The sequence below is a fragment of the Streptomyces atratus genome (assembly GCF_014648655.1).
GTDB classification, from domain to species: Bacteria; Actinomycetota; Actinomycetes; order Streptomycetales; family Streptomycetaceae; genus Streptomyces; species Streptomyces atratus.
This window is the reverse complement of sequence record NZ_BMRN01000003.1, coordinates 1-24,766: the sequence shown is the minus strand read 5'-3', so window position 1 is coordinate 24,766 and position 24,766 is coordinate 1. Positions and strand designations below refer to the sequence as shown.

The 24,766-nt window shown below is 70.3% G+C and carries 26 protein-coding genes and 3 pseudogenes; 20 read left to right on the top strand and 9 right to left on the bottom strand.

The features are described from left to right. Positions 1–47: 47 nt before the first annotated feature. From IEZ15_RS05690 to IEZ15_RS05665, 7 genes and pseudogenes are all read left to right on the top strand, one after another. Complete coding sequence (locus tag IEZ15_RS05690; RefSeq protein WP_229845757.1) at positions 48–1,010, top strand: LysR family transcriptional regulator; 963 nt, start codon at positions 48–50, stop codon at positions 1,008–1,010. A 337-nt stretch (positions 1,011–1,347) separates the two neighbouring features. Continuing rightward, complete coding sequence (locus IEZ15_RS05685; RefSeq protein WP_506353381.1) at positions 1,348–1,644, top strand: hypothetical protein; 297 nt, start codon at positions 1,348–1,350, stop codon at positions 1,642–1,644. Positions 1,645–1,670: 26 nt separating this feature from the next. Then, a complete protein-coding gene (locus IEZ15_RS05680; RefSeq protein ID WP_189274752.1) occupies positions 1,671–2,231 on the top strand; it encodes a hypothetical protein in 561 nt (186 codons plus the stop codon). A 59-nt stretch (positions 2,232–2,290) separates the two neighbouring features. Continuing rightward, positions 2,291–2,590 (top strand): annotated as a pseudogene (locus IEZ15_RS05675) (RNase A-like domain-containing protein). Between the two features lie 13 nt (positions 2,591–2,603). Further along, positions 2,604–2,984, top strand: a pseudogene (locus IEZ15_RS44470) (contact-dependent growth inhibition system immunity protein); the annotation flags it as partial. Between the two features lie 322 nt (positions 2,985–3,306). Beyond that, positions 3,307–4,194 carry a helix-turn-helix domain-containing protein gene (locus tag IEZ15_RS05670; protein ID WP_373302505.1) on the top strand — a complete coding sequence of 296 codons (888 nt, stop codon included), beginning with the start codon at positions 3,307–3,309 and terminating at the stop codon, positions 4,192–4,194. Continuing rightward, entirely contained in the window at positions 4,191–4,376 is a 186-nt protein-coding gene (locus IEZ15_RS05665; protein WP_189274750.1) for a DUF397 domain-containing protein, read from the top strand. Before IEZ15_RS05670 ends, IEZ15_RS05665 begins: the two co-directional genes overlap by 4 nt. On the opposite strand, the gene IEZ15_RS05660 is transcribed toward IEZ15_RS05665, so the two are convergent. Next, positions 4,358–5,431, bottom strand: coding sequence for a MarR family transcriptional regulator (locus IEZ15_RS05660; protein ID WP_229845756.1), 1,074 nt, complete (start codon positions 5,429–5,431; stop codon positions 4,358–4,360). The genes IEZ15_RS05665 and IEZ15_RS05660 overlap by 19 nt on opposite strands. Positions 5,432–5,768: 337 nt before the next feature. After that, positions 5,769–6,749, bottom strand: coding sequence for an ArsR/SmtB family transcription factor (locus tag IEZ15_RS05655; protein ID WP_308427389.1), 981 nt, complete (start codon positions 6,747–6,749; stop codon positions 5,769–5,771). A gap of 601 nt (positions 6,750–7,350) precedes the next feature. Between IEZ15_RS05655 and IEZ15_RS05650 the strand changes: the two genes are divergently transcribed. Further along, positions 7,351–7,848, top strand: a complete 498-nt coding sequence (locus tag IEZ15_RS05650; protein ID WP_189274746.1) for a hypothetical protein — start codon at positions 7,351–7,353, stop codon at positions 7,846–7,848. 94 nt (positions 7,849–7,942) lie between these two features. Here the strand turns inward: IEZ15_RS05650 and IEZ15_RS05645 are convergent, their stop codons facing one another. Then, a complete protein-coding gene (locus IEZ15_RS05645; RefSeq protein WP_189274743.1) occupies positions 7,943–10,801 on the bottom strand; it encodes an FAD-binding and (Fe-S)-binding domain-containing protein in 2,859 nt (952 codons plus the stop codon). A gap of 291 nt (positions 10,802–11,092) precedes the next feature. Here IEZ15_RS05645 and IEZ15_RS05640 point away from each other — a divergent pair, with 291 nt between their 5' ends. From IEZ15_RS05640 to serC, 7 genes are all read left to right on the top strand, one after another. Further along, positions 11,093–12,532: a sensor histidine kinase gene (locus tag IEZ15_RS05640; protein WP_189274741.1), complete on the top strand. Its 1,440-nt coding sequence runs from the start codon at positions 11,093–11,095 to the stop codon at positions 12,530–12,532. Beyond that, positions 12,529–12,975 carry a roadblock/LC7 domain-containing protein gene (locus tag IEZ15_RS05635; protein WP_114245922.1) on the top strand — a complete coding sequence of 149 codons (447 nt, stop codon included), beginning with the start codon at positions 12,529–12,531 and terminating at the stop codon, positions 12,973–12,975. The genes IEZ15_RS05640 and IEZ15_RS05635 overlap by 4 nt, the downstream gene beginning before the upstream one ends. After that, complete coding sequence (locus IEZ15_RS05630; protein ID WP_114245921.1) at positions 12,972–13,334, top strand: DUF742 domain-containing protein; 363 nt, start codon at positions 12,972–12,974, stop codon at positions 13,332–13,334. The genes IEZ15_RS05635 and IEZ15_RS05630 overlap by 4 nt, the downstream gene beginning before the upstream one ends. Beyond that, entirely contained in the window at positions 13,315–13,965 is a 651-nt protein-coding gene (locus IEZ15_RS05625) for a GTP-binding protein (protein ID WP_229845755.1), read from the top strand. The genes IEZ15_RS05630 and IEZ15_RS05625 overlap by 20 nt, the downstream gene beginning before the upstream one ends. Then, complete coding sequence (locus IEZ15_RS05620; RefSeq protein WP_229845754.1) at positions 13,962–15,230, top strand: cytochrome P450; 1,269 nt, start codon at positions 13,962–13,964, stop codon at positions 15,228–15,230. Before IEZ15_RS05625 ends, IEZ15_RS05620 begins: the two co-directional genes overlap by 4 nt. Next, positions 15,227–16,435, top strand: a complete 1,209-nt coding sequence (locus tag IEZ15_RS05615; RefSeq protein WP_189274739.1) for a cytochrome P450 family protein — start codon at positions 15,227–15,229, stop codon at positions 16,433–16,435. The genes IEZ15_RS05620 and IEZ15_RS05615 overlap by 4 nt, the downstream gene beginning before the upstream one ends. A 118-nt stretch (positions 16,436–16,553) precedes the next feature. After that, complete coding sequence (gene serC, locus IEZ15_RS05610) at positions 16,554–17,672, top strand: phosphoserine transaminase (protein WP_189274737.1); 1,119 nt, start codon at positions 16,554–16,556, stop codon at positions 17,670–17,672. Between the two features lie 71 nt (positions 17,673–17,743). Here the strand turns inward: serC and IEZ15_RS05605 are convergent, their stop codons facing one another. Next, positions 17,744–18,154: a DUF4259 domain-containing protein gene (locus tag IEZ15_RS05605; RefSeq protein WP_189274735.1), complete on the bottom strand. Its 411-nt coding sequence runs from the start codon at positions 18,152–18,154 to the stop codon at positions 17,744–17,746. A gap of 84 nt (positions 18,155–18,238) precedes the next feature. Here IEZ15_RS05605 and IEZ15_RS05600 point away from each other — a divergent pair, with 84 nt between their 5' ends. Together IEZ15_RS05600 and IEZ15_RS05595 are read left to right on the top strand one after the other, a co-directional pair. Further along, entirely contained in the window at positions 18,239–18,745 is a 507-nt protein-coding gene (locus tag IEZ15_RS05600; RefSeq protein ID WP_189274733.1) for a DinB family protein, read from the top strand. A gap of 108 nt (positions 18,746–18,853) precedes the next feature. Beyond that, positions 18,854–19,465, top strand: a complete 612-nt coding sequence (locus IEZ15_RS05595) for a Uma2 family endonuclease (RefSeq protein ID WP_189274731.1) — start codon at positions 18,854–18,856, stop codon at positions 19,463–19,465. On the opposite strand, the gene IEZ15_RS05590 is transcribed toward IEZ15_RS05595, so the two are convergent. Both IEZ15_RS05590 and IEZ15_RS05585 read right to left on the bottom strand, forming a co-directional pair. Beyond that, positions 19,440–19,967 carry a GNAT family N-acetyltransferase gene (locus IEZ15_RS05590; protein WP_189274729.1) on the bottom strand — a complete coding sequence of 176 codons (528 nt, stop codon included), beginning with the start codon at positions 19,965–19,967 and terminating at the stop codon, positions 19,440–19,442. The two genes, IEZ15_RS05595 and IEZ15_RS05590, sit on opposite strands and share 26 nt — an antisense overlap. Before the next feature lie 134 nt (positions 19,968–20,101). Further along, complete coding sequence (locus tag IEZ15_RS05585; RefSeq protein ID WP_189274728.1) at positions 20,102–21,091, bottom strand: SdiA-regulated/phytase-like domain-containing protein; 990 nt, start codon at positions 21,089–21,091, stop codon at positions 20,102–20,104. A 58-nt stretch (positions 21,092–21,149) separates the two neighbouring features. On the opposite strand from IEZ15_RS05585, the gene IEZ15_RS05580 reads away from it, so the two are divergent. Then, positions 21,150–21,836 carry a GDSL-type esterase/lipase family protein gene (locus IEZ15_RS05580; RefSeq protein ID WP_373302504.1) on the top strand — a complete coding sequence of 229 codons (687 nt, stop codon included), beginning with the start codon at positions 21,150–21,152 and terminating at the stop codon, positions 21,834–21,836. A gap of 149 nt (positions 21,837–21,985) precedes the next feature. On the opposite strand, the gene IEZ15_RS05575 is transcribed toward IEZ15_RS05580, so the two are convergent. From IEZ15_RS05575 to IEZ15_RS05565, 3 genes are all read right to left on the bottom strand, one after another. Then, entirely contained in the window at positions 21,986–22,612 is a 627-nt protein-coding gene (locus tag IEZ15_RS05575; protein WP_114245914.1) for a helix-turn-helix domain-containing protein, read from the bottom strand. A 35-nt stretch (positions 22,613–22,647) separates the two neighbouring features. Continuing rightward, on the bottom strand, positions 22,648–23,286 hold the full coding sequence (locus IEZ15_RS05570; RefSeq protein WP_114245913.1) for a TetR/AcrR family transcriptional regulator: 639 nt from the start codon (positions 23,284–23,286) through the stop codon (positions 22,648–22,650). Positions 23,287–23,487: 201 nt separating this feature from the next. Further along, on the bottom strand, positions 23,488–24,072 hold the full coding sequence (locus IEZ15_RS05565; RefSeq protein WP_114245912.1) for a cysteine hydrolase family protein: 585 nt from the start codon (positions 24,070–24,072) through the stop codon (positions 23,488–23,490). Between the two features lie 151 nt (positions 24,073–24,223). Here IEZ15_RS05565 and IEZ15_RS05560 point away from each other — a divergent pair, with 151 nt between their 5' ends. Further along, positions 24,224–24,556 (top strand): hypothetical protein, encoded by a 333-nt coding sequence (locus IEZ15_RS05560; protein WP_114246774.1) that lies wholly within the window; start codon positions 24,224–24,226, stop codon positions 24,554–24,556. A 21-nt stretch (positions 24,557–24,577) separates the two neighbouring features. Then, positions 24,578–24,766, top strand: a pseudogene (locus tag IEZ15_RS05555) (hypothetical protein); the annotation flags it as partial.

Below are 24,766 nucleotides of genomic sequence, written 5' to 3'. Positions count from 1 at the left end.
GCGTGGCACGTGAAATGCCTACTGGGCTCCCGTTATGCTCCACGCGCATGAGCCTTGGACGCAGCGGTGACGGCCGCACCGGGAGCCATGCGGGCCGGAGTTCCGGACGCGGTATCGAGGTCCGCCATCTGCGCGCCTTCCTCGCGATCGCCGACGAGGGCAACGTCACCCGCGCCGCCGCCAGCCTCCGCCTCACCCAGCCCGCGGTCTCCCGCACCCTCGCCGCCCTGGAACAGCACCTCGGCATCCGGCTCGTCGACCGGTCCACCCACCATCTCGTCCTCACCCCCGAAGGCGTCGCCTTCCGGGACAAGGCCGCCGCCGCGGTCGCCGCGTTCGACGAGGCGCTCGACTCCGGCGGGCTGCGCCACTGGCCGCTGCGGCTCGGGCACGCCTGGTCCGCTTTCGGCCCGTACACCACACCCCTGCTCCGGCGCTGGCAGGAGCGGTATCCGCAGACCCCGCTCGAACTGCTGCGGATCGACGACCGCACCGCCGGGCTCACCCGCGGCGAGGTCGACGCGGCGTTGTTGCGAGGCCCCGTCGAGGCACCGGGGCTCGTCACCGAGGTGCTGTTCGAGGAGGACCGGGTGGCGGCGGTGGCCGCGGACGGGCCGCTCGCCGCCCGAGCCACGCTCCGTCTCGCCGATCTCGCGGACGGCACCGTCGTCCTCAACACCGTCTCCGGCACCACCACCGTCGATCTGTGGCCGCCGGACGCAAGGCCCGCCGCGACCCTCACCGTCGCCAACACCGACGACTGGCTGACCGCCATCGCGGCGGGGCGCGGCGCCGGGGTCTCCGCCGCGTCCACCGCCGGGATGCACCCGCACTCAGGAGTCGCCTACCGCCCGCTGGTCGACGCCCCGACCGTCCCGGTCCTGCTCGCCCGGCGCGACGCCCCCGGCCATCCCGCGCTGCCGAAGCTCGCCGCGCTCGCCCGGGAGATCGTGGGGCAGGACACCACCGACGCTGAGGAACTCCCGCACGGGGCCGGACGGTCGGGGTGAGCGCCCCCGCCCGCCTCGGCTCACTCCTCGACCACCGGAAAGGCCAGGGCGGTTTCGGCGGGCAGCCCCAGTTCCACGCCGGCCGGCCCTGGAGGAGTTCAAGGACTCACAGGTCTGGTTGAAGATCGACTCGAACGGCAACTATGACCTGAACCTCGCCGCCAACGAGTACAGGGGAGACGGCCATACCCTGGACAAGCACGTCGGCAAGACGGACGAGTAGTTGGCGCAGCGCTTGCGTGACCAGCAGTCGAACGGCCCGACACAGGCCTGGCCACACGGCAAGCCAATACCCAGCGGCTCCTCTGCCTTCCCGAACTATCAGCGCGCGGAGGAGTTGACCGAACGCAACCTCAACAAGAACAAGGCCGCCATCGAGGCTTGGATCAAGGGACCCCCGCCGGCCTCCGACGGCGAAGTCAAGTCGTTCTACGACACGGCGCCCAACGGTGAGACCAGCGGCCGCAGCGTGAGCAAGCAGCCGGTGGACCCCAGCGACCCCCTGTCCGGGTGCAAGCAGGGCGGCCTGAACGCCAAGGCGTACGACGTGAACGGCATCGCCATGCGCATCCGTTACGACAGCAGCCGCAACCCGCCGTTCACTGTCATGACGTCGATGCCCTCCAAGCCCTAGCGACCGCCGAGAAAGGCCAGCACCACATGTCCGTCGACCAGACGTCCTGGGAAGCCGCGGTACGCCACCTGTACGAAGACGCGTACCCGTACGACGCCACAGGCCCGCGTCGCCACGAGGACTGGGTCCTCGACGTCCTCGCTCTGATGGCGCGGGTCCCGGACCCCCGCGGCTGGGCCGGTCTCGACGACGCGGCCCAGAACCCGGAGCGCGAGGCATCCCCCACGTACCCCTTCGTCGCCCACCCCCCGGAGTACATCGCGAGGCGTCTACAGGAGATCGACCAGGACAGCGCCGAGAACCTGCTCCTTGCCCTCACGGACGACCGCTGCACCCTGTCCAACTTGAGGCGCTTCACGGAAAGCGAGGAGGAACTGCGGGCGATGGCGCGGACAGTCCTCGCACGTTACGGGGACGAGGCCAACTATCACACCAACGTCAGCAAGCCCGGCAGCGAGCCCGGCACACTCGACTTCACGACGCCGAACTGGGGGTACAGCCCGCTGAGCGTCTACTCGGAGGACTGCGGCCTGATCGTCGTCTCGGACACCGAGGTGGGCATGTTCTGGAATTTCTCCGACTACTGAACCGCCTGCCACCTGTACGAGCTCTGCTCCTGAGCAGGTGATTTGAGAGGATGCCCCCCGTGCTGACCCGTTCCGCCTCCTACCCCGACCGGGAGATTGCCCAATGGGCCACCCAGCAGGTGGTGACCGCCAACGAGCAGGCCATCCACCGCTGGCTCGCCCAGAACACCCGGGCCCGCCTCACCATCGAGGCTGCCTAGCCCTCCCACGAGGAGCCCGTGGGCCGGGTCCAGCTGGAAGCCGAGCTGCTGGCTGGCCGCGGGCCCGCCGACGTCCGCGCGGCGCGCGTGGTGCTGCGCCGCGAGCCGTCGAGCCCACACGGTTTCGTCGTCCACACGACCGTCCCGTTCTACCTGTAGGGGCCGCACGCACATGTCCATGAAGCCCCTCGAACACGACCGCCGGTACGGCGAGCTGGACCAGGTGATGCGCGCGTACCTGGGGCAGCCGGCCGACGACACCCCGGAGCGCCGCAGTCGCGCCCTGGACGCGTACTCCGTCACACCTGGCACACCGCCCCTCGGCCATCGCGGAGGCGGAGCGCCAGCTGCGCGAGTACAGCCGCAACCCTCCCGGCCGCATCCGGCAGGGCCTGGGCGAGTTCTACGCGATCCCGGACACCGGGAAGCCGCAGTCGGAGATCGGCGACTGGCTGATCGTGCTGGCCGACCACTGAAGAAGAGCATCGAGGAGGGCGACGTCCCGGAACCGTCGTCCCCGCAGACTCACTGGGAGTGGCACGCGCGCTTCCCGGGGCCGCTCCTTCACCGACCACCTGATGGACCTCGGACTGATCGCCGTGAGCGCGGACGAGGTCGGGGCCTTCTGGTCGTTCAACGCGAACTGAGAACACGCAACCGGCACTTGGCGGTTGGCGATTGGCGGTTGGCGGGGACGAACAGTGGCGTCATGCGCCCAATGTGCAGGGCGCGCAAGGGTGTTCACCAGGACCGACGTGCGTACGCTGAGTCAGCGTACGCACACAATCAGTGGACAGTACGCATCACCCGGCGTGACGATGGAGCCGAGTCAGAAGCGGTACGGCGGGGCGGGTGCGCGCGAAAGGTGGCCGACTGTGGCCTACGAGAACACGGACGACGGCGCTGCGGGAACGGCGGCAGGAGGAACGGGCGCGGGAGCCGGCGCCGAGCCGGGGGTGTCGGACAGTCTGCGCACATTCGGCGCGTTCGTCCAGGCCTTACGGGAGCACGCGGGCCTGAGCCGCGAGGAGTTCGGCGCGCTGGTCCGCTTCTCCAAGCACACCGTCGCCTCGATCGAGCAGGGCCGCCAGATGCCGGACCGCGACTTCGTGGAGCGAGCGGAGGCGACGCTCGGAAACACCGGCGCGCTACGGAAGGCGGCGCCACATCTGACACGGCAGGCGGGACTGGCGAGTTGGTTCCGGCAATGGGCGCGGGTGGAGACGACGGCGATCAGCCTGTACACGTACGAATGCCGGGTCGTGCCGGGCCTGTTGCAGACGGAGGCGTACGCGCGAGCGGTGTCGCTGGACGTGCCACCACTCCCCGACCCGGAAGAGCTGGAGCAGCGGATCGCGGCGCGGCTCGCCCGGCAGGAGCTGCTGGCGGTGACACGGAAACCACCGACGGCTTTCAGCTTCATCGTGGAGCAGGGAGTGCTGGAGCGGTGGACGGGCGGGGAGGCGGTGACACGGGAACAGTTCGACCGGCTGCTGGAGTTGATCGAGCACAACTGGAACGTGGAGTTTCAGGTAATGCCGCTACGGCAGCCGTCACACGCGGGCTTGGACGGGCCGATCATGTTGGCGGAGACGCCCGACAACCACTGGTTCGCGTACTCGGAGGGACAGCAGAACGGACGACTGATCGCCAACGCGAAAGAGATCAGTCTGCTCCAGCAGCGGTATGCCAAACTGCGCTCACAGGCCCTGACCCCCGAGGACTCTCTGGGCCTGTTGAAGCGATTGCGAGGAGCGCTATGAGCACGTCCGAACTGGCCTGGTTCAAGAGCAGCTACAGCGGCTCGCAGGGTGACGCCTGCATCGAGGTGGCGAAGGGGACGCAGGCGATCCACGTCCGCGACTCCAAGGACCGGCTGAGCCCCGAACTCGCCCTCTCCCCCGCCGCGTGGGACGACTTCGTCTCCTACGCCGTCCAGGGCTGACCCTCACGCCCCGCCGGGCAGGCGGCGTCCACGACGAGCTGGGGCACGTGCACAGGCTCCTTGGGCCCGAAGTTCGCGAGCAGTTCGCGCGGCCCGGCCGGTCGGGCCGGGCCCAGTTGGCGGCAGGGCCTGCACAGGCCGTCACGGAACGCTTCGGGCCTCCCCGGGACGGCGCACTCGGTGCACTCGACGATCAGACGGCGTACGGGAGTTCCCGGCACGAACGGGGCTGCGGCGGGCAGACGGGGCAGGATCTTGTCGCGGAGACGGCGGCGGACGAACCCGAAGGGCGAGTCGACAGACGCGGGAAGCCCGGCGGTGAGGACGCGCGTCAGGTAGTCGGCGTCCACACCGCGCGCGAACCACTCGGCAGCCGCCTGCTCCAGTGCCGCACAGTCCGCTGCCGAGAGGGCCAGGCGGGAGTCGGTACGGCCGAGACGGGCCAGGGCGACGAAAGCGGGAGAGGGCCGGTCCACGGTCGCCTCCGGCTCCGGCTCCGGCTGCGGCTGCGGCTCGGGCTCTGCGGTGCGCTGCTGCGGCACTGTCGTGACGGGCGGCTGCGCCGGTACGGATGCGGATGCTTCGGACGCGGCGGGGTCGGTGGGGACCCACGGGGGCAGTGGCGCGGCGGCCTCCTGCGGCGCGGAGCCGCGCTCCTCGGCGGCGAGGAATGCCTCCCACCACTCGTTGTCACGGGCGATGCGGGACCAGAAGGTGCGGGTTACCCAGCGGACCTGGCCGCCCTCGCCGCTCAGGCACCGGACATGCCGCAGATGACCGGCCACGCCCAGGGCCCGCAACGCGCTGCCGACGGCCATCTGCCCGTACAACGGCTGACTCCGGGCCAGCGACTTGATATCCATCGCCGCGCCCTCGGGCAGCGCGTCGACGTAACCGGCGATGTGCCGCTCACGCTCGGGCAGCATCGCGAAATCGCCCTCGTGGGGCAGGCGTTGATCCGGCACGGATCGCTTTCCGTAACCGGGCTTGGCCTTCGGATGGGAGCGCGAGGATGCGGACGCGCGCGGGGCAGGGCTAAGGTCTGAAACAGCCACGGGATCGCTCGCTTCGATCTTGGGGTCAGGCCCCGGCCGGTGCTGCGAACACCGCGTCGGGGTCGTTACGTTGGGCACCGTAAGCAGCCGCGAATCCGCGCCGCAAGTCGGTCACGATTAGTCATACTTGCTGGCCGTGACAGGTCAGGGAGGGCGAGAGGTTTCCCCAACCCCCTTCTTTCACCCACCGGTTGTACGACACCGCTCGAATCCCGACATCCGGACCCCGGCCCCCGAAGCTCGGGCTCCGGCCGCCCCGCGCCTCAGCCGCAGGAAGTGCCCGATTCCGGCGGCAGCCCCTCCGCCAGGTGCCGGGCCCGCACCCCGCCCGGCCTGCTCACCCGCCCACCGGCACCCCCGGCCGGCCGCCGAGCAGGTCCAGTCCCGCCGGGGTGATCGTGTGCAGTACGTGCTTGCCGCGACGCACGCTCAGCAGCAGCCCGCACCGGCGCAGGACCGCCGTGTGCTGGCTGACGGCTGCCGCGGAGACGCCGAGACGGCACGCCAGCTCACCGGTCGTACGACCCGACACCGCGCCCTCCAGGATCGCGGCGCGGGTGCCACCGATCAAGGAGCCCAGCCCGGTCCCCCGTTCCCGCGCCCAGCCGAGCGTGTGCTGGATGGGGTAGACGAGAACCGGCACCGGCTCGTCGGTTGCGAGCGTGACCGGTGTGCGGACGCAGAAGAAGGAGGGCTGGAGCAGGAGGCCCCGCCCGCGGAGCCATACGTCGCGCTCGACGGGGTAGTCCGCTTCCAGCACCGGTGGCCGCCACCGCAGCACCGGGCGGAAACCTCCCAGCAGTCCGTCCGTACCGCCCCCCAGTACCGCCCGCGCCCGCACGGCCAGGTCCGTCTCCAACTGCGCCCGCATCCGCGGCCAGAAGGGCGCGAGTGCGTTCCGGTGGTAAGTGTGCAGAGCGGCGCCCAGCTGGCTGAGCGCCTCCGGCGAGCCGTCTGCCAGCGAGCGGAACACCGGGGGCAGCGGCCGGGTCCGGCTCCGGGCCGCTGCGAGTTCCGCGAGATGGGCGTGCATGGTGGAGCGGGGCGTGTCGAGCACGGTCCCGACCGCATGGTCCAGGTCGAACGTGCCGCCCAGGTCGGGCGTGAGGAAGTCCGGGAAGTAGCCGAGCGGCGGGAGCAACGGGCCCAGCAGCTTGCAGGCCGGGGGCAGCCGCTGTCGGACCCGGCGCCGCCAGTCGCCGAACATCAGGGGGTTCCTCCCGGTGACCAGCGCCTGGAAGCTGTTGACGATCTCCCACATGGGGTCGGGCGCGGCGGCGACGCGCACGCGCCCGATGTCCTCGTTGGTGAAGTGCACCCGCAGCAAAGGGATCTCCGATGGTGATCGCTCGGACGGGGCGCAGCGGCGCCCGTACGGCAAGGGCTCGGCAGGCGGACCCGAGTGCGGCCGTTCAGCCGTCACGCGCGTCGAGCGGCCCGGCCGGAACCCTGGGCACCGGGCCGGGGAAACGGACCTCGTACACGGGCCGTTCAGCCGGCTGGTCCGCCGCGGCTGCCCGCACCCGCGCCCTGACGTGCCCCTGTGCCGCGGAGCGCCGGGCGTGGTCGGCGCCCGCCCTCCGGTGCGACCTGATTCATGCGCCCCCCCCGGGGTATGGCCGATGCCTTCACCTTCGACGCCGGGCAAGGGGGCGAGCAAGACGGAGTGAGGGGGATGTCCGGATAACACGCTTCTCTGGCATTTCTTCGACGCTGCGTCGTTCACCGTCCCGGCCGCCCGTTCGGCGTCGTGCCCTGCCCGCGCCGGACGCTTAAGCGACGGCTTCAACGTGTGGCGCCCTCCGGTCCGCCGACGACAACCTGGCATCGCGAACGGGCCACGGGAGAAGAAACCGAGTCCGGTTCGCACCCGTACGCGGACCTCGCGTGCGTGCCGTTGCGACAGGGGGATTCCTCACATGCGACACAAGCGTTCACTCGTCGGCGCCATCAGCGCCCTGATCCTCGTCCTCACGGCCGGCGTCACCGCCGGCTCCGCGCAGGCCGCCGCGCCTCTCGACCAGGGCGGCGCCGGACAGGTCCTGAGGGTGCCGGCCGCTCCCGCAGGGGCCGCGGTCGCGTCGGCCCAGGGGCTGGCCGCGGTTTCTCCGAGCGTCAGCCCGTCCGTCAGGTCCGAGCACGTGGCACCGGGCGGGACCTTCAGCTGCCTCGGCGGCGAACTCTGCGCCGCGGTCTGGGACCCCACGACTTCCAACTGGGAGATCTTCCACTTCTACACGTGCAACCGGTACTACCTGTCCAACTGGGCGAACACCGGCTACTACTGGGACAACCAGACCGGCAACCCGACCTCGACCTTCTACGGTCAGTCCGGCAATGTCATCAAGACCTTCAAGCCGTTCGATGGCGACCGGGACCAGGACTGGAACTCCGTCTGGTCCATCCGCAACTGCTGACCGCCTGCCCGGTCACACGCCGCACCCGCCCGGCCCGGTCGCCATCGACCGGGGCCGGGCCCGTGCGTGTGCGCACCCCTCCCGGCCATCGCACTCAGTCCTCGGCCAGCCCCTCCGCCAGCACCTCCGCCAGGTGCCGGGCCCGCACCCCGCCCAGTTGCTCCATCTGGGTCCGGCAGGAGAAGCCGTCCGCCAGGAACTCCGTACCGGGCTCCGCCGCCCGTACCGACGGCAGCAGGGTCTCCTCCGCGCACGCCGCCGATACCGTCCAGTGGCCCTTCTCGAAGCCGAAGTTTCCGGCCAGTCCGCAGCAGCCACCGCTCAGCTCGCCTGCTAGTCCGGCCCGTTCGCGCAGGCGGCGGTCCGCCGCGTCGCCCAGGACCGCGTGCTGGTGGCAGTGGGTCTGACCGGTGGCCGGGCGGTCCAGGCGAGGTGGTTGCCAGTGCGGGGCGTACTCCTCCAGATACTGCGCCAGCGTCCGTACCGATCCGGCGAGTTCGGCAGCCCGGGGTTCGTCGGGGAGGAGTTCGGGAAGGTCGGTGCGGAGGGTGGCGGCGCAGCTGGGTTCGAGGACGACGAGGGGGTCACCGACACCGTCGCCCATCCGGTCCAGGGTGCGGCGCATCACCTTGCGGGCCTTGTCCAGTTGGCCCGTCGATACATAGGTGAGGCCGCAGCACAGCCCCCGGCCGGGCAGCAGCGTTCTGCGGCCCGCGGCCTCCAGGACCCGCACCGCCGCCCGCCCCACCTCGGGGGAGAGGTGGTTGGTGAAGGTGTCGGGCCAGACGGTGACCACCTGGTCGTTGGAGAGGATCACCGTCCCCCTGCCCCGGTGCCGCCCGAGCCACTGGGTGAACGTCTCCCGCGCCAGTACCGGGAGGGTCCGCTCCGGAGCGATGCCCGCCAGCCGTTTGGCCAGGGCCGCCAGCGGTCGGACCCGGGCCAGGGCGTTCAGGGCAGGTGCGAACGGGGCCGCCGCACGCAGCCAGACCGGCAGCCGTCCCATTGCGTAGTGGGCGGCCGGGCGCAGCCGCCCCCGGTAGTGGTGGTGCAGGAACTCCGCCTTGTACGTGGCCATGTCGACACCCACCGGGCAGTCGCTGCGGCAGCCCTTGCAGGACAGGCAGAGATCGAGCGCGTCGCGCACCTCCGTCGACCGCCAGCCGTCCGTGATCACCTCGCCCGCGAGCATCTCGTGCAGCAGGCGGGCCCGGCCGCGGGTGGAGTGGGCCTCCTCGCCGGTCGCCCGGAACGACGGGCACATCACACCGGCGCCCGCCGGCTCCGCCGTGCGGCATTTGGCGACGCCCACGCACCTGCGTACCGCCGCGGAGAAGTCGCCGCCGTCGTGCGGGTAGCCGAACGTGACGTCCACCGGGCGCTTCGGCAGCACCTCGAAGCGGAGGTTCTCGTCGAGCCGGGCGGGCTGGGTGAGGATGCCGGGGTTCATGCCGCCGTACGGGTCCCAGATGTTCTTGAACCTGGAGAAGAGGGCGACCAGTTCGTCCCCGTACATACGTGGGAGCAGTTCGGCCCGCGCCTGGCCGTCGCCGTGTTCCCCGCTCAGTGATCCGCCGTGCGCGACGACCAGGTCCGCCAGTTCCTCGGAGAAGCGGCGGAAGCGGGCCACGCCCTCGGGGTCCAGCAGGTCGAAGTCGATCCGCACGTGGATGCAGCCGTCGCCGAAGTGCCCGTACGGGGTGCCACGCAGCCCATGGGCGGCGAGCAGGGCACGGAAGTCGCGGAGGTACGGGCCGAGGCGGGCGGGCGGTACGGCGCAGTCCTCCCAGCCGGGCCAGGCCTCCGTGCCGTCCGGCATCCGTGTGGCGGTGCCGGCGGCGTCCTCGCGGATGCGCCACAGGGCCCGCTGTCCGGCCGGGTCGGTGACGACCAGGCCGGCCGGCGCGTCGGCCGCACGGAGGATGCGCCCGGCGTGCGCACGCGCCTCGGCCGGGGTGGCGCCGCCGGTCTCGACGAAGAGCCAGGCGCCTCCGCGCGGCAGCCCGGCCGGTTCCCGCACGAGATCGGCGGCCATGCCCTCCACGGTCAGGGGTTGGAACGGGAGCAGGCCGCAGGCGGCTTCGGCGGCCGCGGACTCGTCGGCGTAGGCGAGTACGGCGAGCGCGCGGGCCGCCGGTGCCTCGACCAGCCGTACGGTCGCCTCCGTCACCACACCGAGCGTGCCCTCGCTGCCGCAGAAGGCGCGGACGAGGTCGGTTCCGCGCTCGGGCAGGAGTGCGTCCAGGGCGTATCCGGAAATACGGCGCGGGAGTTCGGGGAATCCGGTGCGCAGGAGGGCGAGGTTCTCGCCGATGAGTTCGGGGAGTCCGATGAGTCCGGTGGGTCCGGAGAGTCCGGTGGGTCCGGAGAGTCCGGTGGGCGGTTCGACCTCCCCTGCCCGGCCCAGACGCAGCATGTCGGCGCCGTAGCGGGCCACGGTCAGGGCGCGCACATTGTCGGCCGTGGTGCCCCACGCGACCGAGTGCGCGCCGCAGGAGTTGTTGCCGATCATGCCGCCCAGCGTGCAGCGGCTGTGCGTGGAGGGGTCGGGGCCGAAGGTGAGGCCGTGCGGGGCGGCGGCGGTGCGCAGGTCGTCCAGGATCACTCCCGGCTGGACGATCGCTGTACGGGATTCGGCGTCCAGCTCGACGATCTTCCGCATATGGCGGGTGAGGTCGAGGACGATGCCGGTGCCGGTGGCCTGACCGGCGATGGAGGTGCCGCCGCCGCGCGGGACCACGGGCACGGCGTGTGAACGGCAGACGGCGAGCGCGGCGGCCACGTCGTCGGCGTCGCGCGGGGTGACGACGGCGAGCGGTACGCGGCGGTAGTTGGAGGCGTCCATCGTCGTCAACGCCCGTGCGGTGGGGCCGAAGTCGACCTCTCCGCGGACCGCGGCGCTCAGCGCCTGCGCGAGTGCGGCGGATTCCGACGGTGTGCGATGTGCGGCCATGGGCCCAGGATGCCGTTGATCCGGTCTCTCGGCGGCCCCGCGCCCGCGCGATTCCCCCGAATACGTCAATACGTCGGAATACGTCGGACGCGTAGTCACATACGTGACAGAGAACGCCACAAGTACTTCCCAAATAGAGCGTCAATTCTCATATAGTGACCAAGACTTGCCTTGGAATTATCAGCTCCAGTTGTCGTTTTCGTCCCTGTAGTACCGAACTGTCCCGATCGGGCCTGTTGGCCCTTCCCGCCCTGCCCGTCCCGTTTACCCCGTCCGCCCCAAGGACTGCACTTGAGCCCCTCATCCCGGCCGACCGCACTGGCCCTGCTGATCTCACTGGCCGTCACCGGATCCCTGTGCCTGTGGGCGGTCGTCGCCGCCCCCGACTCGGTACGGACCACGCTGGCCTGGGGGGCGGGCGCCGCCGCCGTGCTGCTGTCCGCCGCCGTGGCCGCCGCCGTCCATGCCCGCGCCACCGCGAACCGGTTGCGCGCCCGTCTCGCGGCGGAGACCCAGCGGTTCACCGGCGAGATCAGCCGGCTCGTCTCCGCCTCCGCGGCCGAGGGCCAGCGGTTCACCGCCGAGACCGCCCGGATCAAGGCCGCCGCCGAGGCCGAGACCGCACGGATCGCCTCGCAGGCCGCCGCCGATGCCGAACGGCTCACCGCCGATGTCGAGCGGCTCGGTGCCCGCGCGGCCCGCAGCGACACCGAGCGTTCCGCCGCGGTCGCCGCCTGTGCCAACGCCGCGGGCCGGATGCAGGCCCTGGCCACCAGCATGCTCGCCGACCTGCGCGACATGGAGCACCGGCACGCCGCCGAGGACGTCCTCGGCGATCTGCTCCATCTGGACCACCGCACCGCCCAGGCGGGCCGGCTCGCCGACTCCATCGCCGTGCTGACCGGCGCCCGCTCCGGACGGCGCTGGGCGAAGCCGATCGTGATGGAGTCGATCCTGCGCGGCGCGATGGGCCGGATCAGCGGCTACCAGCGGGTACGCCTCCACTCGACCAGCGATGTCGCGGTCGCCGGCCACGCCGCCGAGGGCGTCATGCACGCGCTCGCCGAACTCCTCGACAACGCCGCCAACTTCTCGCCGCCCACGGCGGAGGTCCATGTGTACGTCGAGGAGGTGCCGGCCGGCATCGTCCTGACCGTCGAGGACAGCGGCCTGGTCATGAGCGATGTGCAGCTGCGCCGCGCCGAGCGCGCGGTGTCGGCCACCAACCAGGACCTGACGGGTCTTTCCGGCACCCGGCTCGGCCTCGCCGTCGTCGGCCGGCTGGCCCGTAAGCACGGTCTGAACGTGTCGTTCCGGCCGTCCGCACGCGGCGGCACGGGCGCCCTGATGATGCTTCCGCAGGAGCTCCTCACCCGGACCCCGGTTCCGGTCCGTGCATCGGCGCCCCAGCCGGCGTCCGAGTCGAGGCCCGAGCCGGAGCCCACGCACGAAACAGCTGCCACTACGGCAGCGGAAGCCGTCCCCGCCTTCTCGGACTCCCCCGCGTCCGAGACCACCGGCAACCTCCCCCGGTTCGGCGAGAGCGGACTCCCCAAACGCCCCCGCGGCCGCACCCTCGCCGCCGCCGAGGCCCGTACCAACACCAACGGTGCCACCGAAACTCCCCGGCCCCGTACCGCCGACCCCAAGGAACAAGCAGCCCGCTTCAGCAGCTTCCGCCAGGCTGTTCGGGCCAACTCCCCGCACCCGGAAGAAGGCAACACCCGATGACCGCGACCACCGACGAGAAGCTCAACTGGCTGCTGGAGGGGCTCCTGGAGCGCACCCCCGGCACCCGCCATGCCCTTGTCCTGTCCAGGGACGGACTCAAGCTGTGCCGTACCCCCGAGCTCTCCGTCGACCAGGCCGATCAACTGGCCGCGATCTCGGCCGGTATCCAGAGCCTGTCGCACGGCGCGTCCGTCGAGTTCGGTGACGGCACCGGCGGCGTACGGTCCGCGATGGCCGAGTTCTACGGCGGTGTGCTGTTCATCGTCGAGGCGGGTGCGGGTGCCCATCTCGCGGTCGTCGCCTCGGAGGACGCCGACGTCGGCTTCATCGGCCACAACATGAGCGAACTCGTCGAGCAGCTCGGCGAGCACCTGAGCGCCCCGCCGCGTTCCCCCTCGGCCTCCGAGGCGGCCGCGGTCGTCGACGCGACAGCGAACGTATGACCCGCCGCCGCCCCGGCCGGGACGACGCCCCGGACCGGCTGTACACCCTCACCGGTGGCCGCAGCCGGTCCGGTTCGGACGCCTTCGACCTGGTGACGCTGGTCGTCTCCGAGTGCGAGCCGGCCCCCGGCATGCAGTCGGAGCACGTCACGATCCTGCGGATGTGCACGCGGCCCACCGCGGTCGTGGAGATCGCGGCGAGCCTCGGCCTGCCTGTCAGCATCGTCCGGATCATGCTGTCCGATCTGCTGGACACCGGCCGGATCAGCGCCCGTCACCCCCGTACCGCCCGTGTCGCGGACCGGCTCCCCGACCCCGACATCCTGGAACAGGTGCTCGTTGGACTCCGCAACCTCTGACCGTGCCGCCCTGCAGGCGACGGCCGACAACGGACTGAAGATCGTCGTCGTCGGCGGCTTCGGTGTCGGCAAGACCACCATGGTCCGCTCCGTCAGCGAGATCCGTCCGCTGAACACGGAAGAGACCATGACCCGCGCGGGCGAGGCCGTCGACCATCTCGACGGTGTGCAGTCGAAGACATCCACGACCGTCGCCTTCGACTTCGGCCGGATCTCGCTCGACGAACGCTCGGTGCTGTACCTGTTCGGCGCCCCCGGTCAGGAACGGTTCTGGTTCCTGTGGGACCGGCTGTTCTCCGGCACGCTCGGTGCCGTCGTCCTCGTCGACACCCGCAGGCTCGCCGACTCCTGGTACGCGATCGACCGCCTGGAGCACCACGGCACGCCGTTCATCGTGGCGTGCAACGACTTCGGCGGCCCGCTCCACACCGAACAGCAGATACGGGAGGCGCTCGACCTCTCGGACGACGTACCCCTGGTGGAGTGCGACGCCCGGGACCGTTCCTCCAGCAAGTACGTACTGATCACGCTGGTCGAGCACCTGCATGCCCTGTCGCAGGGCAATGCCTCCGCCACATCCGCCGCCCGTCCGGAGATCACACCGGAGAAGACCCCGGAGCCCACCTCGTGACCCAGCCCCCGGCGCCGGCCCCCGGCTGCCCCGTGTCCCAGGGCCGCGCCCCTCTCTCCGGCCCCCGGTTCCAGACCGAACCGACCCGGCTGTACCGGGAGATGCGCCGTGACCACGGGGCCGTGGCGCCCGTCGTCCTCGACGGCGACATCCCCGCCTGGCTCGTGCTCGGCTACCGCGAACTGCACCAGCTGACCAGCGACCCGGTGCTGTTCAGCCGCGACTCCGACCTGTGGAACCAGTGGGACCGCATCCCCGACGACTGGCCGCTGCTGCCGATGATCGGCCGCAAGCAGCCGTCGATCCTCTACACGGTCGGCCCGCGGCACACCGAGCGCGCCGGAATGATCAGCAATGCGCTGGAGGCCGTCGACACGTTCGCGCTGAAGCGGTACGCGGAGGAGTTCGCCGACGGTCTCATCGACCGGTTCTGCTCCACGGGCCGGACCGAGATCATCGCCGAGTACACGATGCTGCTCCCCGCCCTCGTACTGGCGAAGATGTACGGCTTCAGCGACACCATCGGCCACGCGCTGGTCGGCTCGCTCAACGACATGATCGACGGCCGGGAGCGGGCGCTGGCCGGTCAGCAGCACCTCGCCTCGTCCATGTTCCAGCTGCTGGCCGACAAGCACGCCGAGCCCGGCGACGACGTCGCCTCGCGGATGATCGCCGACCGCGGCCACTTCACCGACGAGGAGGTCGCGCAGGACCTGATGGTCATGATGGCCGCGGGCCACCAGCCGACCGCCGACTGGATCGGCAACTCGCTGCGGCTGATGCTCACCGACGACCGGTTCGCCGCCTCCCTCTCGGGCGGCAGGCACAGCGTCGCCGAGGCCATGAACGAGGTGCTCTGGGAGGACACCCCGACGCAGAACGTCGCGGGCCGCTGGGCATCGCGCGACACCCATCTCGGCGGGCGCCACATCCAGGCGGGCGACCTGCTGCTGCTGGGCATCGCCGCCGCCAACTCGGACCCACAGGTGCGCACCGACGGTTCCGCGCTGACCGGCGGCAACAACGCGTTCCTCTCCTTCGGCCACGGCGAGCACCGCTGCCCGTTCCCGGCCCAGGAGACCGCCGAGGTCATCGCCCGTACCGGCATCGAGGTGCTGCTGGACCGGCTCCCGGACATCGACCTCGCCGTCCCCGCCGAACAGCTCACCCGGCGCCCGTCCCCGTGGTTGCGGGGCCTGACGGACCTGCCGGTGACCTTCACACCCACCCCTGCCGTCGGACTCGCCATCGGAGGCCAGAGATGACCCGGATCGCCCTCGACCCCTTCGTCGCCGACCTCGACGGCGAGAGTGCCCGGCTGCGGGCGGCGGGCCCGCTCGCCGAGGTGGAACTGCCGGGCGGAGTGCACTGCTACGCGGTCACCCACCACGCCGAGGCGCGCCAGCTGCTCACCGACAGCCGGATCGTGAAGGACATCAACGTCTGGGGCGCCTGGCAGCGCGGCGAGATACCGATGGACTGGCCGCTGATCGGCCTCGCCAACCCGGGCCGCTCCATGCTCACGGTCGACGGCGCCGACCACCGCCGGCTGCGCACGCTGGTCGCGCAGGCGCTGACCGTGAAGCGGGTGGAGCGGCTGCGGGCCGGCATCGAGGCGCTGACCACGGCGAGCCTGGACCGGCTGGCCGCACTGCCCCGGGGCGAGAAGGTCGACCTGAAGGCGGAGTTCGCGTACCCGCTGCCGATGAACGTGATCAGCGAGCTGATGGGCGTGGACAGCGCGGACCACCCGCGACTGAAGGAGCTCTTCGAGAAGTTCTTCTCCACGCAGACGCCGCCGGAGGAGGTCCCGCAGATGATGGCGGACCTCGGCGCGCTCTTCACACAGATCGTCGACTCCAAGCGGGAGAACCCGGGCGACGACCTCACCAGCGCGTTGATCGCGGCCTCCGAGGACGGTGACCGCCTCACCGACGAGGAGATCGTCAACACCCTCCAGCTGATCATCGCGGCCGGTCACGAGACCACGATCAGCCTGATCGTGAACGCGGTCGTCGCGCTCCAGACGCACCCCGAGCAGCGCAAGCAGGTGCTGAGCGGGCAGGTGCCGTGGGAGAACGTGATCGAGGAGACCCTGCGCTGGAACACCCCCACGTCCCATGTCCTGATCCGGTTCGCCACGGAGGACGTCGAGGTGGGCGACAAGGTCCTGCCGAAGGGCGAGGCGCTGATCATCTCCTTCGGTGCGCTGGGCCGCGACGAGGCGCAGCACGGGCCGACGGCCGGTGACTTCGACATCACCCGCTCCCCCAACCGCCACATCGCGTTCGGGCACGGCCCGCACGTCTGCCCGGGTGCGGCACTGTCCCGGCTGGAGGCGGGGGTGGCGCTGCCCGCGCTGTACGAGCGGTTCCCGGAACTGGAGCTCGCCGTCCCGGCGACCGAGCTGCGGAACAAGCCGATCGTCACCCAGAACGACCTGTACGACCTGCCGGTCGAACTGGGCTGACCCGGCCTCCCGCACACGGTCCACGGACCACAACGCACGCGGTCCACGGACCGGAGCAGGCGTCTCATCCGACGGACACGGTCGAGGGCCGTGTCAGTGAGGTACTACGCTCCGGTTCGTGGCCGATATCCAGATTCCCGCTGACATCAAGCCCGCCGACGGACGCTTCGGCGCCGGTCCTTCCAAGGTGCGGACGGAGGCGCTCGACGCGCTGGCCGCCACCGGTACGTCTCTTCTCGGTACGTCCCACCGCCAGGCCCCGGTCAAGAACCTGGTCGGCGCGGTGCGTCAGGGCGTGCGCGACCTCTTCTCCCTCCCCGAGGGCTACGAGGTGATCCTGGGCAACGGCGGCTCCACCGCCTTCTGGGACATCGCGACGCACGGACTCATCGAGACGAAGTCCCAGCACCTCAACTTCGGCGAGTTCTCGTCGAAGTTCGCGAAGGCCGCCAAGCTCGCCCCGTGGCTGGCCGACCCGACCGTGATCGTCTCCGACCCCGGTACCCACCCGGACCCGCGGGCCGAGGCGGGCGTCGACGTCTACGCGTTCACACACAACGAGACCTCGACCGGTGTCGCCGCACCGGTCAAGCGCGTCGCGGGCGCCGACGAGGGCTCCCTGGTCCTGGTGGACGCCACCTCCGGTGCGGGCGGCCTGCCGGTCGACATCACCGAGTCGGACGTCTACTACTTCGCCCCGCAGAAGTCGTTCGCCTCCGACGGCGGCCTCTGGATCGGCGTGTTCTCCCCGGCGGCCCTGGAGCGCGCCGCGCGCATCCACGCGTCGGGCCGGCACATCCCCGAGTTCTTCTCGCTGCCGACGGCGATCGACAACTCCCTCAAGAACCAGACGTACAACACCCCGGCGCTCGCCACGCTGTTCCTCCTGAACGAGCAGCTGAACTGGCTGAACACCCAGGGCGGCCTGGACTTCTCGGTCCGCCGCACGGCCACCTCGGCGCGGAACCTGTACGGCTGGGCGGAGGAGTCCAAGTACGCGACCCCGTTCGTCACCGACCCGGCGAAGCGCTCGCAGGTCATCGGCACGATCGACTTCGCCGACGAGATCGACGCCTCGGCCGTCGCCAAGGTGCTGCGCGCCAACGGAATCGTCGACACCGAGCCGTACCGCAAGCTGGGCCGCAACCAGCTGCGCGTGGCGATGTTCCCGGCGATCGACCCGTCGGACATCCAGGCGCTGACGGCCTGCATCGACTACGTGATCGAGAAGCTGTAACGAGCAGCTGTACATCTCCGAGGGGCCCCTGGTACGGATCCGGATCCGTACCAGGGGCCCCTCGCCGTTCCTCACCCCGCCGCCTGCGCGAGGACCGCCCGGAGCCGGCCGATCCCTTCCTTCCACTGCTCCCCGTCTCCGCCCTCGGTCCACAGCTCCAGCAGCTCGGACGGCTCGGCCACCACTCGGTCCAGGGCCTGAACCGCGAGGCCCCGCAGCTCCACGGGCAGCTCCGGAAGCGGCTTGTCCGGACCGTACGCGGTCGTCACGGGCTCCCCACCCGGGCACTGCGCGGCCACCAGAGCGGCTGCCGCCACGGCCACGACGGCCTCGTCGGAGTCGAGGTAGTCCTCGGTCCGGACGACATCCGCCAGAGCATCCCGGATCAGCTCCGCACGTTTGCCCTGCGGGGCGCCGTCCAGGTCCCCCGAGAAGTCCGCTGCGGTGTCGTTGTCGAAATGGCCGATGTCCCAGGTGCCCATGGCGCCCCCTTCTTCGATGGTCCAGCCATCCTCGCAACCACCACTGACAACGGGCCTGTCAGTGCTCGTTGTTACGTTCCTCGCATGACGAAGACCGTGCCGTACACCGGCGGCGAGAAGGATTCCCTGCACATCGCGCTCGACCGGCACCGCGACACGGTGCTGTGGAAACTCGACGGCCTCGACGACGAGCAGCTGCGCCGCCCGATGACCCCGACGGGCACGAATCTGCTGGGCCTGGTCAAGCATCTGGCGACGGTCGAGTACGGCTGGTTCTGCACGACGTTCGGCCGCGAGACGGAGAAACTCTGGTTCGACGCGTACACGGAGGACATGACGGTCGCCCCGGACGAGACGACCGCCGATATCCTGGCGTTCTACGCCCGCGCCCGCACCGCCGCGGACCGGGCGATAGAGGAGATCCCACTCGACGCGACCGGTACGGCGTGGGACGGGCGGAAGGTGTCGATGCGCTGGGTGCTCATCCACATGCTGGAGGACGTCGTACGGCATGCCGGACACATGGACATCGTCCGCGAACTGATCGACGGGGCGACGGGCGCACACCCGCAGAGCGCCTCCTCCGCATAGGGTCTGGCACGCCTCGTTCACTCGACCGAGTGGACGACGACATACAGGACACGCAAGGCGCACCGTTCTACGACGATGCTCTCGACACCACCCACCAGGAGGCCCGCAATGTCTGCAGCATCAGTCGAGCACCCCTGTGACGGTGAGCCGGATTCGCAGCTCGACGTGGCCAACAGGCTGATGGAGCAGCATCCGGGTTACCGCGTCGAGATCATCGGAGGCGTTATCACCGCGGCCCCACCCCTGGACGGCCCCCATGCCCGTGCACTGACCAAGGTCATGCGGCCGTTCATCGCGGCAGGGCTCGATGACGGGGAGACGGAGGTCCTCCAGGGGATCGGCCTGTGGCTGCCTGACGGGCCCGAGGACTACACGATCCCCGACCTCTCCCTCGTCGACGCCGACTTCGACGAGCATGTGCTGGAGAACAACTGCTACGACCCTGCGGTCTTCCGCCTAGTCCTGGAAGTCACGTCGAGCAACTACAACAACGATCTGCGTGCCAAAGTCACCGCGTACGCCGAGGCCAAGATCCCGGTCTATGTGATCGTCAACCGCAAGCACGGCCGGGTCCACGTCCTGACCGAGCCCCTCGCCGACGGGTACGACAGCCACCAGGTGTACGCCCCCGGCCAGCAGGTCACGCTCCCCGCCTCCATCGGCGCCGAGGTCACCCTCGATGTCGCGGACCTGCTCAAGGCCGGGCAGCACCGGAAGTGACATCCGTGCGGCGCCACCGCCGCTCCCCGTCCTCCCACTCGTCGGTGGGCACGAGTCCCGCCGCCGCGGCCACCGCGGCGGATGCGGTGTGGTCGGGGTGGATGTGCGCGACGACCGTACGGATCGTGCCCCCGTCCAGCAGGTGCGTCACCAGGCCCTTCGCCGCCTCCTTGGCGTAGCCCAGCCCCTGCCGCTCGGTGCCGATGACCCAGGCGATCTCGGCCTGCGGGCCCGCCACAGTGGCCTGGGTCCAGCCCGCCAGGCGGCCGTCGGCGCGGACCTGGAGTACCCAGTTCCACCAGTGTTCGGCGGGGTCGGGGGAGCCGGATTCCCAGCGGGTGTAGCGGGCCCGGAGAGTGTCCAGATCCTCCGGGGCGCCGCCCGTGTAGGTGTGCAGGGCCGGGTCGGCGAGGACCGTCGCCATCTCCTCGGCGTGCGCGGCGCGCAGCGGCAGTGCGTCGAGCCGCTCGGTGGAAAAGGCCTCGGGCCCATGGTTCGTCATAGGTGCCCGACCCTACGCGCGCCGTCCCGCGTTCGGCCTGCAACGACTGATCGACGGCTTCGAAGTGCTCGTCGAGCGGCGCGCCAAGGAGTGAGCGGAGCCGGGGCCGTGCACCGGTGGAGGCCGGCCGACGGTCAGCCGCGGTTGCGACGCCGCTTCGTGAAGACGAGTGCGCCCACGGCGGCGAGCACCAATACCCCGACCAGAGTGCTGCCCTTCATCTCGCCGCTCCCGTCACCGGCAAAGGACGACGCACCACCGCCGTCCTTCGACGGCGACTTGCTGCCACCACCGCCGCTGCCGCCGGCGATGTCCACCCGCACCACATCGCTCCGCTCCCCCTCCGTGCCGAACATCAGCGCCGAGCCGTCCGCCGTGTACGTCACCGACTCGGCCTGCCGCTGCAGCGGTGCCTGGACCGCGTGGTCGGCGCCGAGCCTGCCGTCCTTGAAGGCGTAGCCACGGGCGCTGAAGTACGAGCGCAGCACCAGCTCCTTGCCGTCCGGCGAGAACGCCCCGTCCGTCACCCACGGCACCTCACCCACACGTCGGAAGACATTGGTGGCGCCGGTGGTGAGCTCGGCCGGGCCCTCGTACAGTCCGCCGCCGTCCTCGTTCTTCGACGCGATGTAGACCCGCCCGGTCGTGGGGTGGACCATCAGCGCCTCGGCGTTGCGCGGACCATCGGCGTACTTCACATCGAACTGTGTGGCGCGGACCGTCGCGTCCTTCAGCTCCTTCGGCTCCGGCAAGCGGTAGATCCAGACATGGTCCCAGCTGCCGTTCAGGTTGTCGCCGATGTCACCGATGTACAGATTGCCGTCGGGTCCGAGGGAGATGGCCTCCACATCGCGCGGCTGCCCCACCCCTCGCAGGGTGATCGTCGCGACGGTCTTCCCGGTGCGGGAGTCGACGGCGTAGATGTACGGGCCGTCGTCGCTGTCGTTGTGCGTCCAGTAGATGCCGGGGTGGGCGCGGCTGGCGGCGAGGCCGCTGGACTCGGTGATCCGGGGGTCTTCGATCGTGAAGCTCCGATCGGCTCCGTCTCCGGCCGCGACGGCGGGAGCCGCCCCGGCGAGGAGGAGGAGCGCGGCGGCTCCGGACACAGTCAGGTACGAACGCATGACACAAGTGTCCATCGTCACGTCGCAGGCCGGATGGATGATCCGCGATGATGACGCCATGCGTTTCACGTTTGTCGGCGATTCCATGTCGATCGGCCGCGCCGGCGACTTCACCTGGCGCTACCGGATGTGGCAGCACCTCGCTTCCACTTTCGGTGCCCCGTTCGCGATCGTCGGCCCGCGCAGCGAGCTGTACGACACCGGGACGAACACCCCTGTCTCGCACGAGTACGGCGCACCGGACTTTCCCGCCGAAGCCCGCACCCATCTGGCCGGCTGGGGTGAGGGCTGGCTCCACATGGCCCCGGTGATCGCCGACACGGTCACCGAGCACCGCACGGACATCCTGCTCGTCTCGCTCGGCCTGATAGACCTCGGTTTCTATACGGACAGCGGTCAGACCGCCCTGAACGCAAGGGCGTTCATCACGGCGGCCCGCACCGCGAACCCGCACGTCAAGATGGTGATCCTGCCCGTGATACCGAACATACGGGCTGAATCGGACGCCCCGTTCGCCGCCGAGTGCGACCGTTTCAACGAGCTCCTGGCGAAGGCCGTCGCCGACCTCGACAACCCGATGTCCCCGATCCTGCTGGCCTCCCGCCCGCCGGGGTACGACATTCACAAGGACACGTACGACGGGACGCATCCCGGCCCCACCGGCGAACACAAGCTGGCGGCCTCGTTCGCCGACGCGATGCACCAGGCGTGGGGCCTGGGCGGCCCGTACGCAGCCCGCCCGTAGCCGGCATCCGCAGTCGGCACTCATAGCCGCGCCCGGTGTCGGTCCTGGTCTGCAACGACGTGCGGCACCTGCCCGACGAGCTGCGCCGGACGGGCTTCCCGCCCGGCCCCCGCCTCTGAGAACCCGCCTGTCACCGGGTTCCCGGCACCTCACCGCTCCGACCCCGTGGGCCGGGCCCTCACATGCATCCGCTCCCCCTGCTGCCCGAACAGGCTGAGGAATTCGACCGGATCAGGCCCGGCACTGGCCCACGCATGCGGCGTACGTGTGTCGAACTCGGCGACCTCGCCGGCCGTGAGCACCAGATCGTGCTCGCCCAGCACCAGTCGCAACCGCCCCGCGAGTACGTACACCCACTCGTACCCCTCGTGCACCCGCTGCTCCAGAGGCCCCGTCGCCCCGCGGCCGCCGGGCAGGATCTGCTTGTATGCGTGCAGCCCGCCGAGGTGCCGGGTGAGCGGCACGAAGGTCATGCCGTCCCGGGTGAAGGGGCGGAAATGGATACGCGGATCACCGGTGGCGGGTGCGCCGACGAGTTCGTCCAACTGCACCCCGTACGCCTTGGCCAGTGGCAGCAACAGTTCGAGCGTGGGTTTGCGGCCACCCGATTCCAGACGCGAGAGGGTGCTGAGGGAGATCCCGGTCGTCTCGCTGAGCCGCGCCAGGGTCGTGCCGCGTTCCTGGCGCAGGGCGCGCAACCGCGGCCCGACGCCTGTCAGGACGGTCGAGATCTCGCCGTCCGTACGCTCTGCACGCTCTCCGTCTTGTTCATCCATCTCCCCATTATTTGCCGTCCCGGCAACGGGGTGTGTCAGGACGGCAGGATCATGGCCAGCGAGAGACGGGTCAGCTCATCGGTCAGCCACTCGGCGTCGACCTGCCTGGGGCGGCGGCCGTGATGGGCCATGAGTTCGTCCACCGAGTGGTTCAGCACAGTGACGGTCACGGTGTGGTCGCTCGCCACCGCCTCGCCCCGTCGCACGGCGCGCTCGGCCTCGGAGGTCAGGAAGTCGATCCACATCGCCCGCCATGTCGCGAGGTGCTTGTCCACCTCCCGGCTCACTCCCAGCACCTCGACGAACGCCACCCGGGCCGCGCACGGGTCCTCGGTTACCGCCTTCACATAGGCGTCGAAGAGCAGCCGGACCCGTTCCGCCGTCGGACAGTCCTCCATGCCCTCGGCCATCAGGGCGTTCTCGGCGGCGCGCAGCCCGTAGGTCGCCACCTCGTCGTAGATCGCCATCAGGAGCACCTCCCGCGAGACGAACTCCTGTTGGAAGATGTGGACGGGCACCTTCGCCTGCTCGCACAGAGCCTCGACGCTCGTGTGCGCGTACCCGTACGCGGCGAACAACTGGCGTCCGGCCCACAGGAGTCGGTCCCGTGCCCCCGGACCCTCCAGGGCCTGTCCCACCGCCCCGTTCCGCTGGTTCGCCACGACACCTACCATCGGTCCTCCTTCGTCGTCCGTACCGCTGCCCCCACTCTCCACGCTCTGCCCCGCCGGTGGTGTCACCGCCACGCGCTCGGCCACGCGTAGGGCGGTGCTTCGGTCAAGTCCGATTGCCCATCGAATCGTTGCTGCTACCGTCTGAAATTTGGATCTACGGAGGTGTCCAGGCGATTGCCTGCCGCCCTGCTGCCGGGCGTTTCAGCAGGACCTCGAGGGCAGGGCTTTGAACATGACGTCCGCGGCGTGAGCGGTGACCTCGAGCTCGTCACCGAGAGCCCATTCGGCGACCCGCGAGACCGTGGCGGCCGGGATGCGGTCGCTGATTCCGGGGGCCGCCGGAATGTCCTGCGTCGCGTGGGCGTCGTGCGGCATGACGACCCGATACCCCAGCGCCAGGGCTGCGCGGGCCGTCGCCTGGACACACATCTCCGACATCACACCGCAGATGACGAGCGCCTGCACCTGCGATTCGGTCAAGAGACCACCCAGCGAAGTCCCGTCGAACCCGTTGTCCTCGGTCTTGCGGATCACGACCTCAGTGGGGCCGGCCTCGACAGGATGGTGGAGCTCCCAACCCGGCGTGTGCGGCTCGTCGCCGGCTCCGGCCGCCCCGTCGTTCTGAATGTGGACAACGAGCGCCCCGCTCCTTCGCGCCCGTGCGATCAGGTCCGCCGTCCGGTCCAGGAGCCGGGCCGTCTCGGGTACTGCCCTGTCACCGCGGACGGCGGCCTTCTGAACGTCCACAACGAGCAGGGCCTCTGCGGGAAGCGCACGATTGTCCATCCCGTCATCATGTCCGCCGGCGCCATGCACCTCTACGTGTTTTCGATCCGATGGCGGGAGAGAGGACGACTCCTCCGCACCACCCAACACATTGGTACGATCGTCAGCTCAATGTGGCGTGAGCGCATGCATGGAACGGGGGAACACCGGCATGAAGTTCGACATGGGGGCGCAGGTTCTTTCGACGCTGTCGTCGAAGTCGCGTGGGTCGAGTACTGATCTGGGGACGTTGATTCGTCAGCTGGTGCAGGCCGCGCAGCCGTTGGAGGGGAAGTTCAACGGTGCGGGGCGTGCGGCGTTTGATTCGTTTAAGGGGCGGTCGGATGAGATCACGGCGGCGTTGAACGGTTCGCTGTCGGCTCTCCTCGGTGGTCAGTCGGGGATGGAGGCGGCGTTCAGCTCGGGTGATCAGGAGCAGGGTGACAACGCGCGGCAGCAGATGTCGGCGGCGAACTTCGACGCGGCGCGCTTCGGCGGCCGCTGACAGACGGGGGTTGGGTTTCTGATGGCTGGTCAGAGTGATCGTCGTTCGTATGACACGGGTGCGTCCGCGGATGCGCAGGGCAACATCCAGGTGGTGATCGCGCAGCTGGAGGAAGTGATCGCGGCGCGTGACGCGCAGGTGAAGGCCGCGATGGCGGACTTCGCGGCGGACGGTGTGGCGGATGAGTACCACGGCAAGGAACTGCGGTGG

Bases quoted from the DNA above. Each gene is read 5' to 3' on its own strand.
- IEZ15_RS05605 (WP_189274735.1), bottom strand. From the start codon at position 18,154: ATGGGCACCTGGGACATCGGCCATTTCGACAACGACACCGCAGCGGAC.
- IEZ15_RS05650 (WP_189274746.1), top strand. From the start codon at position 7,351: ATGCGACACAAGCGTTCACTCGTCGGCGCCATCAGCGCCCTGATCCTC.
- IEZ15_RS05560 (WP_114246774.1), top strand. From the start codon at position 24,224: ATGAAGTTCGACATGGGGGCGCAGGTTCTTTCGACGCTGTCGTCGAAG.
- IEZ15_RS05570 (WP_114245913.1), bottom strand. From the start codon at position 23,286: ATGGTAGGTGTCGTGGCGAACCAGCGGAACGGGGCGGTGGGACAGGCC.
- IEZ15_RS05585 (WP_189274728.1), bottom strand. From the start codon at position 21,091: ATGCGTTCGTACCTGACTGTGTCCGGAGCCGCCGCGCTCCTCCTCCTC.
- IEZ15_RS05575 (WP_114245914.1), bottom strand. From the start codon at position 22,612: ATGGATGAACAAGACGGAGAGCGTGCAGAGCGTACGGACGGCGAGATC.
- IEZ15_RS05600 (WP_189274733.1), top strand. From the start codon at position 18,239: ATGACGAAGACCGTGCCGTACACCGGCGGCGAGAAGGATTCCCTGCAC.
- IEZ15_RS05635 (WP_114245922.1), top strand. From the start codon at position 12,529: ATGACCGCGACCACCGACGAGAAGCTCAACTGGCTGCTGGAGGGGCTC.
- IEZ15_RS05590 (WP_189274729.1), bottom strand. From the start codon at position 19,967: ATGACGAACCATGGGCCCGAGGCCTTTTCCACCGAGCGGCTCGACGCA.
- IEZ15_RS05680 (WP_189274752.1), top strand. From the start codon at position 1,671: ATGTCCGTCGACCAGACGTCCTGGGAAGCCGCGGTACGCCACCTGTAC.
- IEZ15_RS05565 (WP_114245912.1), bottom strand. From the start codon at position 24,072: ATGGACAATCGTGCGCTTCCCGCAGAGGCCCTGCTCGTTGTGGACGTT.
- IEZ15_RS05690 (WP_229845757.1), top strand. From the start codon at position 48: ATGAGCCTTGGACGCAGCGGTGACGGCCGCACCGGGAGCCATGCGGGC.
- IEZ15_RS05630 (WP_114245921.1), top strand. From the start codon at position 12,972: ATGACCCGCCGCCGCCCCGGCCGGGACGACGCCCCGGACCGGCTGTAC.
- IEZ15_RS05645 (WP_189274743.1), bottom strand. From the start codon at position 10,801: ATGGCCGCACATCGCACACCGTCGGAATCCGCCGCACTCGCGCAGGCG.
- IEZ15_RS05615 (WP_189274739.1), top strand. From the start codon at position 15,227: ATGACCCGGATCGCCCTCGACCCCTTCGTCGCCGACCTCGACGGCGAG.
- IEZ15_RS05665 (WP_189274750.1), top strand. From the start codon at position 4,191: ATGAGCACGTCCGAACTGGCCTGGTTCAAGAGCAGCTACAGCGGCTCG.
- IEZ15_RS05580 (WP_373302504.1), top strand. From the start codon at position 21,150: ATGCGTTTCACGTTTGTCGGCGATTCCATGTCGATCGGCCGCGCCGGC.
- IEZ15_RS05595 (WP_189274731.1), top strand. From the start codon at position 18,854: ATGTCTGCAGCATCAGTCGAGCACCCCTGTGACGGTGAGCCGGATTCG.